General features: G+C 42.2%; 14 protein-coding genes and 1 pseudogene. 9 read left to right on the forward strand and 6 right to left on the reverse strand.

The annotated features are described in order from the left end of the window. Nucleotides 1-484 precede the first annotated feature (484 nt). The 7 genes from F6K49_RS02510 to F6K49_RS02540 all read left to right on the forward strand — a co-directional run bounded on the left by F6K49_RS02510 (nucleotide 485) and on the right by F6K49_RS02540 (nucleotide 8,252). Nucleotides 485-613 carry a hypothetical protein gene (locus F6K49_RS02510; RefSeq protein WP_293027561.1) on the forward strand — a complete coding sequence of 43 codons (129 nt, stop codon included), beginning with the start codon at nucleotides 485-487 and terminating at the stop codon, nucleotides 611-613. A 153-nt stretch (nucleotides 614-766) separates the two neighbouring features. Beyond that, nucleotides 767-1,849: a DNA cytosine methyltransferase gene (locus F6K49_RS02515; protein ID WP_293093914.1), complete on the forward strand. Its 1,083-nt coding sequence runs from the start codon at nucleotides 767-769 to the stop codon at nucleotides 1,847-1,849. Nucleotides 1,850-1,860: 11 nt separating this feature from the next. Continuing rightward, nucleotides 1,861-1,998, forward strand: a complete 138-nt coding sequence (locus tag F6K49_RS02520; protein ID WP_293093919.1) for a hypothetical protein — start codon at nucleotides 1,861-1,863, stop codon at nucleotides 1,996-1,998. A gap of 509 nt (nucleotides 1,999-2,507) precedes the next feature. Beyond that, nucleotides 2,508-4,799 (forward strand): ATP-binding protein, encoded by a 2,292-nt coding sequence (locus F6K49_RS02525; protein ID WP_293027553.1) that lies wholly within the window; start codon nucleotides 2,508-2,510, stop codon nucleotides 4,797-4,799. Continuing rightward, nucleotides 4,792-5,199 (forward strand): response regulator, encoded by a 408-nt coding sequence (locus F6K49_RS02530; protein ID WP_229415320.1) that lies wholly within the window; start codon nucleotides 4,792-4,794, stop codon nucleotides 5,197-5,199. Before F6K49_RS02525 ends, F6K49_RS02530 begins: the two co-directional genes overlap by 8 nt. A gap of 206 nt (nucleotides 5,200-5,405) precedes the next feature. Further along, the gene (locus F6K49_RS02535) at nucleotides 5,406-6,569 is read left to right on the forward strand and encodes a hybrid sensor histidine kinase/response regulator (RefSeq protein WP_293093922.1); all 1,164 of its coding nucleotides are present in this window, start codon (nucleotides 5,406-5,408) and stop codon (nucleotides 6,567-6,569) included. Nucleotides 6,570-6,893: 324 nt separating this feature from the next. After that, entirely contained in the window at nucleotides 6,894-8,252 is a 1,359-nt protein-coding gene (locus tag F6K49_RS02540) for an oligosaccharide flippase family protein (protein ID WP_293093924.1), read from the forward strand. Here F6K49_RS02540 and F6K49_RS02545 read toward each other — a convergent pair. The 6 genes and pseudogenes from F6K49_RS02545 to F6K49_RS02565 all read right to left on the reverse strand — a co-directional run bounded on the left by F6K49_RS02545 (nucleotide 8,249) and on the right by F6K49_RS02565 (nucleotide 15,345). Continuing rightward, nucleotides 8,249-9,673, reverse strand: a complete 1,425-nt coding sequence (locus F6K49_RS02545) for a hypothetical protein (RefSeq protein WP_293093927.1) — start codon at nucleotides 9,671-9,673, stop codon at nucleotides 8,249-8,251. The two genes, F6K49_RS02540 and F6K49_RS02545, sit on opposite strands and share 4 nt — an antisense overlap. Before the next feature lie 47 nt (nucleotides 9,674-9,720). Next, nucleotides 9,721-9,957 (reverse strand): annotated as a pseudogene (locus tag F6K49_RS53185) (TauD/TfdA family dioxygenase); the annotation flags it as partial. 18 nt (nucleotides 9,958-9,975) lie between these two features. Further along, the gene (locus F6K49_RS02550; protein ID WP_293093930.1) at nucleotides 9,976-11,742 is read right to left on the reverse strand and encodes a TauD/TfdA family dioxygenase; all 1,767 of its coding nucleotides are present in this window, start codon (nucleotides 11,740-11,742) and stop codon (nucleotides 9,976-9,978) included. A gap of 1,155 nt (nucleotides 11,743-12,897) precedes the next feature. Further along, a complete protein-coding gene (locus F6K49_RS02555; protein WP_293093933.1) occupies nucleotides 12,898-14,649 on the reverse strand; it encodes an AarF/ABC1/UbiB kinase family protein in 1,752 nt (583 codons plus the stop codon). Between the two features lie 28 nt (nucleotides 14,650-14,677). Further along, a complete protein-coding gene (locus F6K49_RS02560; RefSeq protein ID WP_293093936.1) occupies nucleotides 14,678-14,902 on the reverse strand; it encodes a hypothetical protein in 225 nt (74 codons plus the stop codon). 296 nt (nucleotides 14,903-15,198) lie between these two features. Beyond that, nucleotides 15,199-15,345 carry a hypothetical protein gene (locus tag F6K49_RS02565; protein ID WP_158517248.1) on the reverse strand — a complete coding sequence of 49 codons (147 nt, stop codon included), beginning with the start codon at nucleotides 15,343-15,345 and terminating at the stop codon, nucleotides 15,199-15,201. Between the two features lie 517 nt (nucleotides 15,346-15,862). On the opposite strand from F6K49_RS02565, the gene F6K49_RS02570 reads away from it, so the two are divergent. Both F6K49_RS02570 and F6K49_RS02575 read left to right on the forward strand, forming a co-directional pair. Then, entirely contained in the window at nucleotides 15,863-16,318 is a 456-nt protein-coding gene (locus tag F6K49_RS02570) for a hypothetical protein (RefSeq protein ID WP_293093939.1), read from the forward strand. A 309-nt stretch (nucleotides 16,319-16,627) separates the two neighbouring features. After that, nucleotides 16,628-17,218 carry a hypothetical protein gene (locus tag F6K49_RS02575; protein ID WP_293064734.1) on the forward strand — a complete coding sequence of 197 codons (591 nt, stop codon included), beginning with the start codon at nucleotides 16,628-16,630 and terminating at the stop codon, nucleotides 17,216-17,218. Nucleotides 17,219-18,289: the final 1,071 nt, after the last annotated feature.

The raw sequence follows: 18,289 nt of genomic DNA on the forward strand, positions 1-18,289 counted from the left end.
ATATTGTGCGTTTGGTTAATTGGTGGCAGGGAGTTCCATTTGCAGCTACCCGATGTTCTCGTTTTGCTGCTCTTGGGCCGACCGGTTGACCTATGTCTAAACAAATATTAATTTCGCCAGCGGTATCAAAGTTGGGGGATTTAGGGGGCTTGACCACAACCAGATGATCATGCATTCATTCCTTGATTCAGCAACGCCATTTTTTTTGGTGAGCTCGCCCCTAACGCAGCCTACCGCACTTTTTTACAAATATGAGATGCACCCACGCGAACAACCTTATACCTTAAACCTTGGCCTTTAGACACGCGTGCGCGTTCAACCTGCAACCTTAAACCTTAAACCTTCAACCTTAAACCTGCAACCTTAAACCTTAAACCTTAAACCTTAAATCTTACTAACCTTAAATAATCAAATATACCAATCCTAAATGAATTGTGAGAATTTTTGTTCTCTTTTCCCTACTCCCGTCTTGATGCAATAGCGAGTGGGGGAAACCCCCAAGACCGCGCTGCATCGCTACTCCCTACTCCCTACTCCCTGTTCCCTGTTCCCTGTTCCCTGTTCCCTGTTCCCTTTGGTATATGTAGCAATTTGGCATAACAAAATCAGCTGATACCCTTAAACTACAATTAGTCTAAATATAGCCCTGATCATAGTTATGAGGTACAGTAAATTTTCTTACCCCTACTCCCTACTCCCTACTCCCTGCTCCCTCAACCTACTCTACCGAGCTGATAGCTGATAGCGAAAAACTGATCACTAACTCATGAATGATTCCAAAAACGCCATCGATATATTTGCAGGTGCAGGTGGGCTTTCTCTGGGTTTACATATGGCTGGATGGCAGATCACCACAGCAATAGAAATTGATAAATCTGCTGTTTCCACTTATCGAGAAAACTTTCCTAGCACTAATGTTATTCGCTCCGATGTTAGAGCTATAGACTTTACTCAATTTAAAGGTATTGACCTAGTAGTAGGATCCCCACCGTGTCAACCTTTTTCTGTCCGAAACAAACACCCAAATAAACAGTTATCCCGAGCCAACCCTAAGGATTTAGTTCCAGAATTTATTCGAGCGGTAAGGGAGATTCGACCCAAGGCATTTTTAATGGAAACTATGCCTGGGTTGAAAAGCTCTAAAAATTTTAATTATTATCAATGGATTGAACAGCAGTTTCAAGCCCTGTATTATTCAGTTTATGTAGAGGTTTTAGAAGCAGCATACTATGGAATTCCCCAGTATCGTGAACGTCTATTTTTCGTCGGTTTAGCCACAAAAAATGATTTTATGTTTCCCCTAAAAAGCCATGGGTTAGGGACATCTAATCCCTATATTTCATCAGGTTCAGCCTTAACTGATGTTCCCGACTATGAGCCGAATAGCACTAAAGTTTCCTATGCCAATAAACCCGTTATTCGTCCTACCCCTTGGACAGGAACCCTAGTCAAGGGTGGGGGAAAACCCATCAATTTCGATGCACCAAGTCCTACCATTACCGCTACTACGGGAGGTTACCGCACCCACATTATTGATCCTGAAGGTGTTTTACTGGTGTATCACCGTCATTTAATGAATGGGGGAAAGCCGAGATCAGGAACAGTTGAAGGGGTAAGACGGCTGACGGTACGGGAATCAGCTAGACTCCAATCCTTTCCTGATCATTTTGTATTCAAAGGTTCTAAAACATCACGATACAGACAAGTTGGTAATGCTGTACCACCACGGTTAGCCAAAGCAGTTGGAGAAGCAATCCATCAAGCAATCTTCCCCTCTGAGCTATCAACCACAAAAGACTTTCAATCCTATTTTGATCAGCTTTGCGACACATTGCATCTGCGGCTTTAGAGGATAAGAGCGTGGGAGGTGTGGGAGGTGTGGGGAGATGGGGAGATGGGGAGATGGGGAGATGGGGAGATGGGGAGATGGGGAGATGGGGAGGTGTGGGAGGTGTGGGAGGTGTGGGAGGTGTGGGGAGATCGGAAAGATTTTTATAGCGTTAATCATACTTATGACATACAGGAGGTACAGTCAACTTAGTTACCCCTACTCCCTACTCCCTACTCCCTACTCCCTTAATGGAGTGTGGAGAGATGAAAGTGATGTGTAGCAACCTGATTTGCGTTCACGTTTGTCCATCAGAAGTTAACGTTTTTTGTTAAGTTAAATTATTAAGTATTGAGTTTTTACGTATTATTATTAATATTTTTTTAGAAGCAAGCCTAACATTCCCCTTGATGGCAAGAGGAATCCCATAAACAGCAGGAGATCTAAAGGCATTACCAAAAAATTTAATATTTTTTTAAAAATTTCTCTAGACCTAATCCTTGACTTACTGGGATATACTAGGAAATACTAGGTAGTCATAGGTAAGTTCCGTTAAAGATTCACAAGGAAAAAACTAAATAGTATTAGAAATAGTATTTGGAATGATATTGGTAATCGAGGAGACCTCCTTCTAGAGGTCGTATAACTGTTGATAATCCTGGATTAAGGTCGGAGAATTATGGTAGGAATAGATTTACCAGTACAACAAACCAACTTGGATCACGAACCGATTCATGTGATTGGTCAAATTCAGCCTCATGGGGGACTGTTGGTACTGGAAGAGCCTGAGCTAAAAATCTTACAAGTTAGCAACAATACCTCTAGGGTTTTGGGAATCCCTCCCGAAGCCATGCTACAAAAAACCCTAGAAGATGTACTTGACCCATTTCAAGTGGAGAGAATTAAAGCTGGGTTATCTGAGGAAAATCTAGATATGATCAATCCTACTAAAATTTGGGTGAGGAAAAAAGGCGATGATTACGCAGTATTTGATGGTGTATTTCATCGTAACTCAGATGGATGTCTGATTCTGGAATTAGAACCAGCAGTTTCCCGGGAGACTATCCCATTTTTAAGCTTTTATCATCTAGCACGAGCCTCCATCAACCAGCTCCAACAAACCTCCAATCTCCGGGATTTTTGTCAAATCATCGTCAAAGAGGTGCGAAAGGTCACTGGGTTTGACCGGGTGATGCTATATAAATTTGAAGATGATGACCATGGAGCCGTTATTGCGGAAGAAAAACTAGACAGTCTGGAATCTTACCTAGGCTTACACTATCCAGAATCGGATATTCCTAAACCAGCCAGACGATTATTCTGTTCCAATTGGATCCGATTAATTCCAGATGCCAATTCCCAACCTGTTGAGATTTTTCCTACCGATAACCCCATCACCAATCGTCCCCTTGATTTAACATTATCGATTCTCAGAAGTGCTTCCCCCTGTCATATCAAGTACCTCCACAATATGGGAGTTGGGGCGTCTTTGACGATTTCATTGATTAAAGATAAAAAACTCTGGGGACTTATTGCTTGTCATCATCAAACCCCTAAGTATGTATCCTATGAGTTGCGCAAAGCTTGCGAATTTTTAGGACGAGTGATCTTCTCAGAAATTTCAGCCCGAGAAGAGACGGAAGACTATGACTATCAGATGAAGTTGTCCTATACTCAATCGATATTGATTGAGTATATGTCCCAAGAAGAAAACTTTATTGATGGCTTAGTTAAGCATGACCCTAATTTACTGGACTTGACTAGTGCTCAAGGTGCAGCAATTTGTTTTGGGGATAATTTTACGGTTATTGGTGAGACCCCTAGTGAAGAAGACCTGAAGTTTTTGGTGCAATGGCTGAAACAGAATGTTAATGAAGAGGTGTTCTATACCGATTCCCTGCCTCGCCTTTATCCTGATGCACAACGGTTTAAAGATATTGGTAGTGGCCTGCTAGCCATCCCCATTTCCAAGAGAAACTATGTGCTGTGGTTCCGACCAGAGGTGATTCAAACTGTTAATTGGGGGGGTGACCCAAGTAAAGCCTTTGAAACAACCCACACAGAGGGTACTTTGCAACTGTCGCCTCGTAAATCCTTTGAACTGTGGAAAGAAACCGTTCGCTTAACCTCTTTACCCTGGAAACAGGTAGAAATTAAGACAGCACTGGAACTGAGGAAAGCACTGATTAATATTGTCCTGCGTCAAGCTGATGAATTGGCTCAATTGGCTCAGGATCTAGAACGTTCCAATGCGGAACTGAAAAAGTTTGCTTATGTGGCATCCCATGACCTGCAAGAACCCCTGAATCAAGTGGCCAATTATGTGCAGCTGTTAGAAATGCGCTATAATGACCGACTTGACGAAGATGCCAGCGAGTTTATTACCTTTGCGGTTGAGGGAGTTAGCCTCATGCAAACCCTGATTGATGATGTGTTGGCTTACTCGAAAGTCGATTTGCAGGGCATTGAGTTTAAACTGACGGAAGTGGAGACGGCCTTAGACCATGCTCTGGCTAATTTGCGGGGACGCATCCGTGAAACTGGGGCAGTGATTACCCATGACCCCTTTCCCACAGTTATGGCTGATAGCACCCAGTTGATGCAACTGTTCCAGAACTTAATCGGTAATGCGATCAAGTTCCGCAGTGAACAGCCGCCGGAAATCCATGTGGGGGCAAAACGACTGGAGGATTCATGGCTATTTTCAGTGCAGGATAATGGCATTGGCATTGAACCGCAGTTTAGCGATCGCATTTTCGTGATCTTCCAACGTCTGCACACCCGGGATGAGTATCCTGGCACAGGTATGGGTTTGGCTATCTGTAAAAAGATTCTGGAGTGCCACCGGGGCAAAATTTGGGTAGAGTCAGAACTAGGTCACGGTGCCACCTTCTATTTTACAATTCCAGTAAGGGGACGCGAGCGTGAGCGTAGAAACGGACGAAAGACACAAAATCATATTTTTGGTTGAAGACAATAAAGCCGATATTCGCTTAATCCAAGAAGCGTTAAAAAATAGCTCGGTACCCCACCAGGTAGTAACGGTCAGAAATGGCATGGACGCTATGGCTTACTTACACCAAGAAGGAGAGTATGCTGATGCCGTCCGTCCAGACCTGATCGTGCTAGATTTAAACTTGCCAAAAAAGGATGGTCGAGAGGTGCTCGCAGAGATTAAGGCTGACCCTAATCTCAAACGGATTCCTGTGGTGGTATTAACTACCTCAAGAAATCAGGATGACATTTTCCATAGTTACGACTTGCATGTGAATTGCTACATCACCAAATCCCGCAATCTTAGCGAATTATTCAAAATCGTCAAAGGAATTGAAGACTTTTGGCTCTCGACTGTCACCCTGCCATCACAATAAAAGGATTAGGGATTAGGGATTAGCCATAAACCATGAGACACTAAGGATTAAACATCAGGGTTGACTAACACAAGCGATGCAGCGCCGACCTGCGGGGGTTTCCCCCACTCGCGCTTTGCATCAAGACAAAGAAGGAAACCAATGAGGATTCTCGATCAAAGGAGAAATCCAGACCAATAAGCCCAAAGAAGAAATACTCAAAGGTAATGCCTGAAGGGTCAGTAAAAATCTTGTTAATTGAGGACAACCTGGCAGAAGCCAGATTGTTACAAGAGTTTTTGAAAGAAGCTCAGTTCAGGCAGTTTAGTCTAGTTCATGTCAAGCGATTGCGGGATGCACTCCAGGAAATCGCTCAGGCTAGAGCAATGTCAATTCCCTACGATGTGATCTTGTTAGATCTGACTCTACCGGACAGCCACGGACTAGCATCCCTCGGACCCTTGATCAAGCAAGCGCCTAGTTTACCGATTGTAGTGCTAACCAATACCAATGATGATGAATTAGCGATTGAGGCAGTTCGTCAAGGAGCACAAGATTATCTAGTCAAGCGGCAAGTCAAGGGAAAAATGCTGGTTCGTTCCTTGCGCTATGCTATTGAACGTAAGCAGGCAGCAGTTGCATTACGACAAGAAAATCAAGCCCTAGAAAGTCAGGTTCAGGAACAAACCGCTGAGTTGGTTAGAGCCAAAGAAGTCAATCAGCGCAAAGCGGAATTTGTTTCCATGCTCTCTCACGACTTTCGTAATCCCTTAAATACAATCCTCCTTTGTTCTGGATTGCTCCAAGACAAAGAGGAACAATTACCTAAAGAGAAAAAACTGGTTCATTTGCGGCTAATTCGCTCAGCCATCAAAAACATGGCCCAGTTGTTGGATGAGGTTTCATTAATCAGTAAAGCTGATTCCGGCAAACTCCTGTGTCAACCTACTCGGTTGGATTTGAAACGGTTTTGTCACCAATTAGTGGAAGAGTTACAAATCAGTAGCAAGAACAAGCATCAGCTAGTTTTTACCACTCAAGGAGAATTGAAGGAAGCCCTATGGGATGAAAGATTGCTGCGACACATTTTTAGCAATTTGCTCACTAACGCTATTAAGTACTCACCCACAGGGGGAACCGTTCAGTTTGAACTGATTGCTCAGACAGAATGTGTTATCTTCCGGATTCAAGACCAGGGGATGGGCATTCCCCCAGAAGATCAACCGCAACTGTTTGAGCCTTTCCATCGTGCTAGCAATGTTGGCACAATTCCTGGTAGTGGCTTGGGACTAGCTATTGTTAAACAATGTGTGGAAGCTCATGGTGGTGAGATTTCTCTCAAGAGTCAGTTGGGAGAGGGTACGACATTTACGGTTAGCTTACCGTATTAGGTTTTAGGGAATTGAGAATTAAGAATTTAGAATTAAGAATTTAGAATTGAAAATCAGGGTAAGCGCCAGAAAAAATGGCCAATATAGCGCTACGCTTAGCGTCAGAAGTTAGAAGTCAGAAGTCAGAAGTAAGCTAGACTCACGTTTGCTGAGTTTAGGAGCGAGTGACTGCATCAAGACAATGTCCTACCTAAGCTTAATGCGTAGTGCTATAACATGCATTTGCTTCAATCACACATATGTCTATAATCAATTGTGATAAATGTGGGGTCCTTGCCTATCAAAAATTAGTAAAATTAGTTAACTTAAGTTGTACTCACCTTAATGATTCAATCAACTCAGACAGGGACAAGTTATCAAGTTAGGCTCAACGACTTGGAAAAAGGGACTCTAACAGCTTTAACCTTACAAATTTTGGGAGTACTATTAACCTACCTAGCTCAGGTTTTTCTAGCCCGTTGGATGGGAAAAGTAGAATATGGAATCTACGCTTTTGTCTTGGCTCTATCGGCTCTATTAGCAATTCCCAGTGGATTCGGTTTTCCCCGAACGGTTTTACGTTTTATGGCTGAGTACCGAGTCCGGGAAGATTGGGGGCGCTTACGAGGAATTTTACTAGGAAGTTGGCAATTTACCCTAGGAATAAGCTTATGTATATGCCTGATCAGCATGGGCATTATCAGAACACTAGACTACTACCGAAATATTAGTTATGCCAATATCCTCTATATAGGTATTTGGCTAGTTCCTCTTCAAGCATTGATGCTTCTTCACGAAGATATGTCGAGAGGAGCTAATAGTCTTATTCTGGGTTATACTCCCTCCAAAATAGCGTGGCCACTTCTAGCGATCGCGGGAGGATTCTATTTGGGAAAACAAGGCGATATGCTAGACAGCACTTCCATGACTGAATTTGCAGTTATCGCTTTGAGCTTTGTTGTGGTCTTACAGTGGATGTTGTTATGGAATCGCTTTGATCAAGAAATAATTTCTAGCCATGCCATTTATGAACCTCGACAGTGGTTAAAAGTTGCACTTCCTTTCTTACTGATTCAATCGTTCCGAGAAATTTTGACCGAGAGCGATACTTTAATGGTAGGGGGAATCCTTGGTAGTTCTGCTGTAGGAGTTTATGATGCTGCCTGTAAAACTGTTTTATGGGTCAATCTTATTCTAAAGAGCGTCAATCTGTTAGCTGCTCCAGCTTTCACGACGTTATATACGCAAAAAAATTTACCCGATTTGCAGAAAATTGTTTCTGCGATCACTTGGTGGATTTTTTGGCCTTCTTTAGGGATTTCTATTGCATTTATCTTACTTTCACAGCCTATTCTTGGATTATTTGGTCCTGACTTTATCAGTGGAAGTTGGGCTCTACGAATCTTAGTTTTTGGACAACTAATTAGTGCCATCTGCGGCTCTGTGGGTAATCTGATGATGATGACTGGACATCAAAATGATACCTTGGTTGCTTCTGGTAGTTGCGCTCTGATTAATCTTGTTGGCAATGCCATTATGATTCCCCTCTTTGGTTTGGCTGGAGCTGCCTTCACAACAATGTTCACTTTGATTCTGTGGAATGTCTGGCTCAGTGGCTTAGTTGTGCAAAAGATTGGCATTTACCCCTCCATCTTTGCTAGTTTATTATCCAAACCTGAGGCTTGCTGTGAGCCCCAAGATTAAGCAATTGCCTGGTCTATCATTTCATAGTAAGCTTCAAACACGGGATATTTATGACGAATAAGTTCTACATATTCAGTTTTTCCTTGCTTAATTTGATGGATAACTGCACGGCTGTAGGCATAAACTGGGTCGGTTTCCAGAATAGTTTTTCCATGGGAGAGTTTAAAATGAAATAATCTATCTAAATTCTCAATTTTGGGAAACCAAATAGCTTCTCCTCCGTTGATCAGGACATCCAGGTAAATCTGGAATGCCTGGGTAAGACTGGGGCGAATAAATTTTGGTAATTGCTCAAGTGGTATTGGACTTTTTAAGGGTTGGTGAAGCTGCCTCGAACGTAGCGCTCTTGCGAAAGCTGGATTGCTAAGCTGGGTGATATCTTCTGCAGAAAAGTTACTTGGTTCTCGCAGTGGTGAGGGTAAGATCCCAAGAATAACTAGAGCCTGCTGTACAGCTAGCAAGAACTGGTCTGGAAACAATTGTGCATCTGTTGCATCAAACAAAATTAGTGGCGTTTGGGTCACTGAGCAGGCTTGAATTACTTTTGGGATTGCTTGCCATCCTGTTCTGTATGTTTCCAAGGGCTCGTGTAGGAGTTTCGGCAGCTGATAGAGTTGTGACCATGGCAATAAGCTGCTCTGTTCAATCATCACATCCCAGCCAGGAAAACCAAGTTCAGCCACGTGATGATCTAACTCTTCTGGGGAATTTTTTTGTCGAGCTTCTTGCCAAATTTCTAGCTTTTGATTGTGATCGATACAGCGATGAATAGCAAAGTTTATCCTAAAAAAATGGGAGTCAAATTCTGGATTGGAAAAGTCTTTAGCGTGATTAGCTTTTTGTACTTTTATCAGTTCCACAAAAGACTCTGGAATATCAGTTTTGAATGCACTGAGTTGTAATTTGGAAAAGTCACCGGTGTTTTTGGCAAGTTCTAATTGAGTACGATTGGATTCTAGAATATAGCGCTCGAGAATCAAATCAAGCGTTGTAGTTACTTGTGAGGCAAAAGTAAGTGCTGGGTTCCGAATTTGGAGCAGTTGTATATCAATCAGAGCCAAAAAGTTTTGCCACTGTTGTTTGCTGAAATGATGGCTGTTGTTTTTGCTGAGGACTTGCAGGGGAATTTGACGGAGATCTCGTCCGGTTGCAGTAGCTTGAGATTCATGGTGCTGGACGAGGTGCAACAAATGCTCGTAGCCCCCTACAATTCGTTGTTCTCCCCAGGAGAATGATTCATTTAAACTGATATCAAATAGGTAGCCTGGTTGATTGGGGATCTTTGAAGGCTGAGTACTCAGCATTCTAGCGATCGCTGTCGTTAGGCTCCGAGCAACTCCTCCTGTCCCAACCATCCGTAAGTGGCCTTGCGTTTTTCGGTGATGTAAATCAGAGAAGGTCATCTTGTAGGAATTACTCAAAACAAGTTATCTCAAATTGTTATCTCAATACTGGCTGGTAACGATGTTTAACCCGAAATACTAAAACCAAACTTTAGTTGATTCTGTGCAAGTTTGTGATGATCAGGTTTGCCGTCAAGCCATAAACGATGAAACTTACGCTTTGCACCTTGATTTTCCTTGAATGGTTTGCGGGTGTGTAAGATTCGGGTATTATCCATGATCAGAATTTCTCCCGGCTGAAGTTTGTACTGTAACTCGTCTGCCCCATTCTCAAGGTAACCTTGAATAAGATTGTAAGCTTGAGCTACCTTTGGTTTGGCTTACACTGTAACCTGATGATCGCTGGGTCGATAAGTCAACATCACGCGATTATCTGCGCGTACAAAAACAGGACCTCGGTAAACTTCACCATCAACGGTTGTCGTTACTACAGCATCAGGTTCAAAGAGTGCTGGAAGTCCAATGGGATCCTGTTCTTTTAGAAAATTGTAGAGAGTTTCGGCTTGGACAACTTGAGATTCTCCCCCGGTGTCGGCGGCAACAATGCACTGCAGGGCAACAACTTTGGGAGGAACTGGCATAAAACTCCCATCAGTATGAAAGTCAAACGGTTGCCCCGTTAGAGCCGTGTACTTTGCCCCAGGCGTGGGTGTTACAGTTACGATACCGTCATCATCAGAAATACGGTGAGGCATAATCTGACCAAAATGTGAGCCTATATCAAGCAGGTTTTGCCGAAAGTTAGAGACACCATCGCAAGCAATGATAATGCAACCAAACTGATTGAACACCTCCAGAAGCGCATTAAGCATTGCCTTAGACATTTGGCTAATTTGCTCAACTCGAAATCTGATTAAATTGGGATCTTTGAGACATTGGCTATCTGCCACACCGTTATCCATTTGGGGAAACATCGGTAAGAGATCTTGTTCTATCAGACTCAAAACGTCCGATGTCGAATAACTACGCTGTTCTTGAATGGACAACTCTTTGAGAGAGGTTCGGAGTTGCTCGTAGCATTGTTGGGGCAGTGACTGATTTAAATGACGCTCAAAGAGATATTTGAAATTACTCGCCCCACTGCACTTGCCAAACCAGATTTCTGGTTCCTGATCAGGAAAGATTGTGTAGCTATGGCGATCGCACAGCAATGAATGGAGATGGATACCCGTTTCCTGCCTATGAGTTCCAGGAGAGTAGGGAGGATTGGCTCGGACTCCGAGACGAGCTAAAGCCTCTGTGACAGCTTCCAAAGCACTATAATTAATTCCTTCAACTTCCCAGCCCCAACGCATTCTTAATCCATCTAAAACCTGCTCTAAAGGGGCATTCCCTGCACGTTCTCCAATTCCCGAAAATGTTCCAGAAACGGCGATCGCGCCTGCATGGATAGCCTGGAGAGTATTTTCAAGTGCTAAACCCATGTCATTGTGAAAGTGTACCCCTAGGGGAGCACCATTGGTCACTTCCAAAAGATTACTAAGCCAAAAATGGGTCTTTTCTGGGGTTAGACATCCCACTGTATCAGCGAGTAAAAAGAATTCTACATAAGGTTCAAATTTCGAAATACACTGAGTTAAAAAATCAAAATCTGCACGGCTTGCATCCTCTGCACCAAAATAAACTTCTAAGCCACGATCACGTGCATACTCCAAGTGCTTTAATGTCTTTTCTAGCATAGACCAGCGAACTTGCTCAATCACGCTTATCGGAATATCATCATCAATCGTTTTACCTTGATATTCCAGCTGGCTCTGCACTTGCTTGTCTCGCAGAAATAGTAGCAGATCCGATACAGCATGAAATAATAAAATTTTCTGAACGCCAGTCTCCAAAGATTGATCAATAAACTTAGTTCCCATCATCGTCATAGCAGTAATCTTATCAGCCATACCTTTGCTCATAAGTTCGTTAACAAGGTAAGCTTCTGTCGGATGAATTGCTGGCATGAGATTGATTTTGTGAACCCCAGTAGCTGCAATCATATCAGCAAGATTCGCTTTAGTTTCCCGATCAAAGAAAAGTCCTGCTTGCTGTTCCCCATCCCGGAGTGTATCATCATAAATAGTAATCTTTATGGACTTCATTATTTTTTATCCTTAAGTTTTAGAAAGTCAATTACATCTGAAAACCCAATTTTACTAGATGCCTATTCTATTGTAGTGAGCTTGGACACCTTAAATGTTGCTTTATAAAAATACTATGATCTAGTTTGAAAAAGGGTTTAGCGGAAAAGTTTAGCTGAAAAATTTATTGAACTATTTTAGTTGTGCCAGTCTAGTAGTTATTAACAAAATACTAGATAGCACAAATATGCTTATCCAGCACACTTGAAAAGAATAGCACAGTAATCGATTGAATGTTGTCAAAAATGTACTTGACAAACGAAAATATTTATATATCAAAAGCTTTTATGCCATCAAGGCTATCTCAGAAACCCTCAACCCTCAAGGGGTTAACCGGCATTAGTCAAACCTTAAGAGCTGATTCGCAAAGTAAATCTTAAGAAGTCTGAAAGCCTTGCTATGACAGGGTAAACGCATCTTATTTGGTATAAATGGTAACATACAAAAAATTGATTAACTCAATTTTTTGTGAAATTCGAATAAATCCCATCCTAAAGCAGTTTTTTTTGTTCAAAGTCAACAAATTTTCCGCTGACTTTGAACAAAAATCAAAGTCGGATTTGCGTACGAAACCAGAATGTAGAGTACTCTCAAATCGACCAAGGATAACACGGCCAATAATTGAGAATAAGTTGCGCTTATTGAGAATCAACAGGGTAATTCTAGATTTTTGATACTATTGTTTATTTTTTCACTGTAAATTTTAATACAAATTTAGATGCGTTTACCCTGCTTGCTATGATTGTCTTTTGGTTATTAAATAGTTCAATTGTTCTATTTTAGCGCAAGCTTTATCCTACAAGGATTACAGCGAGTTTACGAATCAGCTCTAATAAATCCAGTAATCTGTTAACATAGGTTACTAATCGTGCGACAATCAAAAATTATAAATAGTTAAGGGATTTGAGCTTTCATCAGCAACAACCGAAAACTCAACCGAACTCACTTGATATGTAAATACTGACTACAATTTTCTTATCCTGATTATCCTAATCCAGAGCAACTGACCAATAAAAAGTGACCCAATAAAAAGTTAAAAAGAGATGCAGCGCTATGTGACAAGCGCGCATCATTCCCTATTCCCTATTCCCTGGGCGCAGCACAATAACTTTTCTGTTACCGAAACATCCGCTTGGCAATTTCGGAAGCAATTTGCTGACCTAGACGTTGAGTTTCCTGCTTTAACAAAAGTTCCAGCATCTTCGGTACCGATTCTAGGTCAAACCTAGAGGATTCAATAATCATAGCCCCAATCTTTTGCATCCGCTCCAGGTTAGGAGACTCTAATTTTCCAGTGACATTAACCGCCAAGCCCACCGATGCAGTTATCTGCCCAAGAGTCCTGTATGAGAGATTCTCTAAACTGGTAACCATCTCTTCAACCAGAGCATTACGCAATATACTCCCTTGCTCGGAGTAGAGAAATTCTAACCCCTGGTGTAAGAGCGCACTAATATCAAACTCCCTACTTGTGCGCACCTGACCTAATAACTCCTCCAAAACATGCCATTGAATTCCACCATCTTGATACACAATCTCCTGTAAACAAGCCCTTAATTGAGGGGATGAATCTGTCAACAGTCGTTGGGCAACATAGGGATAAGTTTCATTGAAGGGCTGAAAATTGGGATTGAGCTTAATCGCTATCCCTTCTAAAGTAGCGGCACTGCGGAAAATCAGGAGGTAGTAAGTGGGTAATTTAAATGGATATTTATAAAGCAAGGGGGATAGCTTCCGAATAATACGATTAAAGCCGAATGTTGACACAGTAGCTTCCATCACCCCGCCAAAAATATCAGTTAGTTCAGGAATCAGCGAGGTCACATCTGTCTCCGGTGGCAAAAAGTCCAGCTTCACATAGTCTTGTGCTAGACCTTCAAAATCACCAATAACAATATGGACAACCGATTCCAGTAAGCGATACCGATAAGACGGTTCTACCGAGCTCATCATGCCAAAGTCAAGATAAGCCAATTTACCATCAGGGGTAGCCAATAAATTGCCAGGGTGAGGGTCAGCATGGAAGTAACCTTCTTCTAAAAGTTGCCGCAAGCAACACTGAAATCCTACATCAATCAGGGTATTCGGGTCTAATCCCTGGGCTTTAATGGTTTCTAGTTCCGTCAATTTAGTCCCAGTGATCCACTCCATGGTTAACACCCGCCGCCCCGAGTATTGCCAATATATACGTGGTACAGCGATATTGTTAATGTCACCATAAAGTTGGGCAAATCGTTCCGCATTGCGACCTTCCTGGGTATAGTCCATTTCTTCAAACAAGCGAATAGCTAGTTCGTCGATAAGTGCTACTAGGTCGCTGTGAACAAAGGAGATTGATTCTTGCGCCCATGCTGCTATTTTCCGCAAGATATAGATATCTAGGGAAATACACTCCACCAGACCAGGGCGTTGCACTTTTACTGCTACAATTTCACCAGTTTTGAGTGTCCCTTTGTACACTTGTCCTAGGGAAGCAGCAGCTACGGGTTTGTCGCTCAGTGAGCCATAGATGTTGTTATAGTTATCCCCTAATTCTTCTTCAATTAACTGATAGGCAATGTGATTAGAGAAAGGAGGTAATTGGTCTTGTAATTTAGTGAGTTCCTCTAAATAAATAGGAGGAACAATATCAGGACGACAGGAAAGGATTTGTCCCAATTTAATGAAGGTTGGACCAAGTTGAGTCAGCTTTTCACGAAATTCCCAGGCTCGTTGAGGTTGATTTTGGGCAAGGCTACCAGTGACGAAATCCCACCCTAGCCTGATGCTAAAGGTAATCAATGCCCCTACCAAAGCCATCCTGCGTCCCCAGACTAGCCGAGAACGCTGGCGGTAGTAGTCAGATATGGTTCTTGGCTCGTACTGCAAGGTTAGTATTTTAAGATTTGTTAAATAATTACAAGAAAATTATCTCTTGAACTTTGCGGTTGGTCAAGGGGTAGGGAGTAGGGAGTAGGGTGTAGGGTGTAGGGAGTAGGGAGTAGGGAGTAGGGAGTAGGGTGTAGGGAGTAGGGTGTCGTGAAAGGCGGGAAATGGGGAGAAAGACTGGTGTAAAAAAAGCGATGTGGCCTTCGGCCTCCGCTTCGCGATGAAGCGAAGCTTCCGCTAAAAGCGATCGCACTATGCCAAGTCAAACCTGACAAATAGCGCGATCGCTTTTATCGAATTCCCCAAGCCAAAACCCCGTGTTCTGAGGCTTTTAGGTGTATGATTTTAAGATTTATGCAGAAGATAGAGAAATTGAGGGAGGACTGAACTGTCCACCACGAACTGAGCTTTCTTACGACCTTTAGCTGAGGCGCGGACGTTTTCCGTCTCCGTGCTGTTGCTCCTGCTGCTTGCCTACGCCCACGCTTACTCGCACTCAGTTGGGGCTTTTTATTCAGCTTCTTTTTCCCTCGTAACTCTTCCTCCAATTCACCGATGCGCTTGGGACTTCTCTTTATTTTGCAACTCCCGAGCTGCTATCATTTCAGCCTGTTGCCCGACAAGCACACGCAGCTTCTCGACCTCATGAAGGTCGGTGAGTTGGTCATCTTTCACTTGCACGGGGTTTTCAGTCATATCTTTGTTGAACCAGATTTATGCACTCTTGACAAGGGGGCCAGCTCAATACCCATTTGTTTGAACCCACAGCGGTTATTGAGAATTTACAAGCGATCGGTTAGAGTTTAGATTGAACTGTTTTAACCTTGCTGGCCCACTACGCCTAGAAAAAGGGTTTTAAGTCAAAAAATTCAGAAATTATTCTTGGAAATAGTCTTATTTACAGAAGCAGTTTACAGGCGAGCTAATCAATAAGCAGATTATCCAGTTAACTACGCTCTTAAACAAGTAAAGGAGATAAAAATGGTGAATATGGCAATATAATACTAAAAAAACACACCAATCAAGTTAGTTATTTTTAGAAACTTTCAGTAACTGGTTATACAGGTGGAGGTGAGTTAAAAATAAAACCGAGGTATTTAAGAATAACACAACAGAGTGGATCGATAACGGTACCAATTTAACTGGATATCAGGGGTTACTCAAGCCATAAAAAAATAAATTTGGGTAAGAGACGGATGCCCCACTAATCCGTTTGCAAAAATTAAAAGCAGAATACATACAACCAAAGCAAATTGATCTAAATGCTGGAAATTATAGTGAAATAATAGATTATCTCAGCCGTTGTCGAATTGCACGATATGGTGATTGTGATGTTAACGCAATAGAAGCAGCGTTGATATTGGCAAATCAAGGCAAGATAAGCCGTGATACGATACAGATAGTAACAGATCAAAAGTGGGGACATACTTATGTAAAGATTAAGCCCCATGGAAATGGTAATTGGAAAGTAGCTGTGGATATTATAGTAGATCCATGGGCAAATTATATAGCTACGAACGTCTTTCAAAGGAAAGTGTATGTACCAAAAGAAGAGAAACTGTCCAGCGGGGAATCAACGTTAACAAGGATGAAAGTGGCTGAAAATTTCATCAGAAATAAATATGAGTACCAGGCAAATGATGAAATACTGAAGGTTCTGAAAGTATAATGAGCACGATCGCTCTTTTGTAGTGCGATTGGCCGTAGGCGTGGCCTACGGCCAATCGCTGATCGTTGATATCCTCTTGGGTAGAGGCAGCTGCCTGTTTATCAGCAGCGAAGGGAGGTTGGTATGTACTTCTGAGGCACTGCTTAAGACAACAGCCGCCTCTCAATGTAAAATGCAGAACGCTAGTAGTTTTTATTGTAGGAGTGTAGTTATGGAGCGATCGGATCTAGTACAATTGCTTGTAAAGTGGGCATAATTAGCGGGCTTCAAAACTCGATTGTTAGATTGAAAATAAAATAGGAGTTATTAATGGCTTTTAGTGATTATAAAACTATTGCTCAAGTTCAAGAAGAGTATAATATCAAGTATTTGGAAAAATACTTTATTGAAATTACAGATCTAAAACCTTCCGATCTGTTTGTTAAGGAATTTGAATTCAGCGAACAGAACATGGATATATACACATCTGAATCATCAAGATGCGAAAATATTATTTATCCAATTTTAAGAGAAGTTTATAAAGATTTTATTGATAAATATACTCTTTGGAGCCACAAGTCCATAACATACGATGCTAAACTAAATGGAACGCCTGATTACTTGTTCTCAATAAAATCAGAATTAGGTAAGACCGTCTTGGGTTTTCCAATCGTCATTGTTGTTGAAGCAAAAAAGAATGATTTTAGTGAGGGATGGGGGCAATGTCTAGCTGAGTTGATTGCTGTGCAAAAATTAAATAAAGCTGAGGAACTTCCCGTGTATGGGATCGTAACGGATGGAGAATTATGGCAATTTGGAAAATTAGTATCCGATGAATTCACCAAAAGCAAGTTGAGAATTACTATTACCGATTTAGATAAAATTTTCGGAACGATAAGTTTTTTATTGTCAAACAAATAAGATTTTACACGGGGACGCGGAGATTGGATCATTGGGGAGCATGTCTTATTCGCAGCAACATTAGTACTAAAATAACTCATGTACGCTATTCAAACCCTGAAAACACTCTAGTTCAAGCGTTCTCACCAAATTGACCTGCTCGCCATGCTCCCCCTATTACCTATTCCCCATTCCCCATTCCCCATTCCCCAGATAAGCGTACTAATGTTGCTGCATAAGTGACATGCTCCCCTTTCAAGTTTTTGGAGAGGTCTACTTAGGAGCTGGATGAGGTGAAAGTCTCACGTCCAGTTCTGTTCGCGCAGCGTCGGCCTTAGCCGAAAGCGGAGGTGCCCTGGATAATACCAGGCATCGACCGTAACAGCCTTGGGTACGGTGGGGTTTGAAGTTACCGTAAGTAGAGGGTCGCCTTTACAGGGGACTGGCTATGAGAAAAAGGGTCAAAACTTATTAACTAAGGCGACCCTCTACTAAGGTTTCGTTTCCGGCACACTGGAACCTGGATTGACCGTAGGTCACGCTACGCGAACGTGAAAGATCTAAACGCTTGTGGAGAATCGATCTCTACTCTTCCTGGCTCCGGTCTGGTTGAGCAAGTTAAGTTGACTCATTGTTCGCGTAGCGTGGCCTACGGCCAAGCAAGAATCCCCGCGTCTAATGACCGGGGAGTGTCAACTTGAGTCTAGTTGAGGTGCAACTATTAGCCTTATAGCTCTCTAAACCTTGTCAAACATTATCTACTGTTTTATAATCAAATAAGTTAGTAACTTGTTTAACTTCGGAAGACTACCGCCCAACGAAGAACTAAAAGCTTTGGCAGCTGGTCGTAAGTTAAGCGACGTAAAATAATGGACTGAGTGAAGTTACAGTGCGGTTTGAGAGTAGGCAGAAGAGCCTCCATTAATAAAAATAGCGCAATGCTTTTGGCATTGCTTTGTCGGCAACAACCATTAGTTAAAACTAATGCTATACCATCGTCCTATCTGCTTGTGAGTAGGTTTGTACAGGTTAAATGTTGCACTACTTATGTTGACTAGTTATGTAGTGTTGTTAATCAAGAAGGGAAAACAA

This window comes from Moorena sp. SIO3I6 (assembly GCF_010672095.1).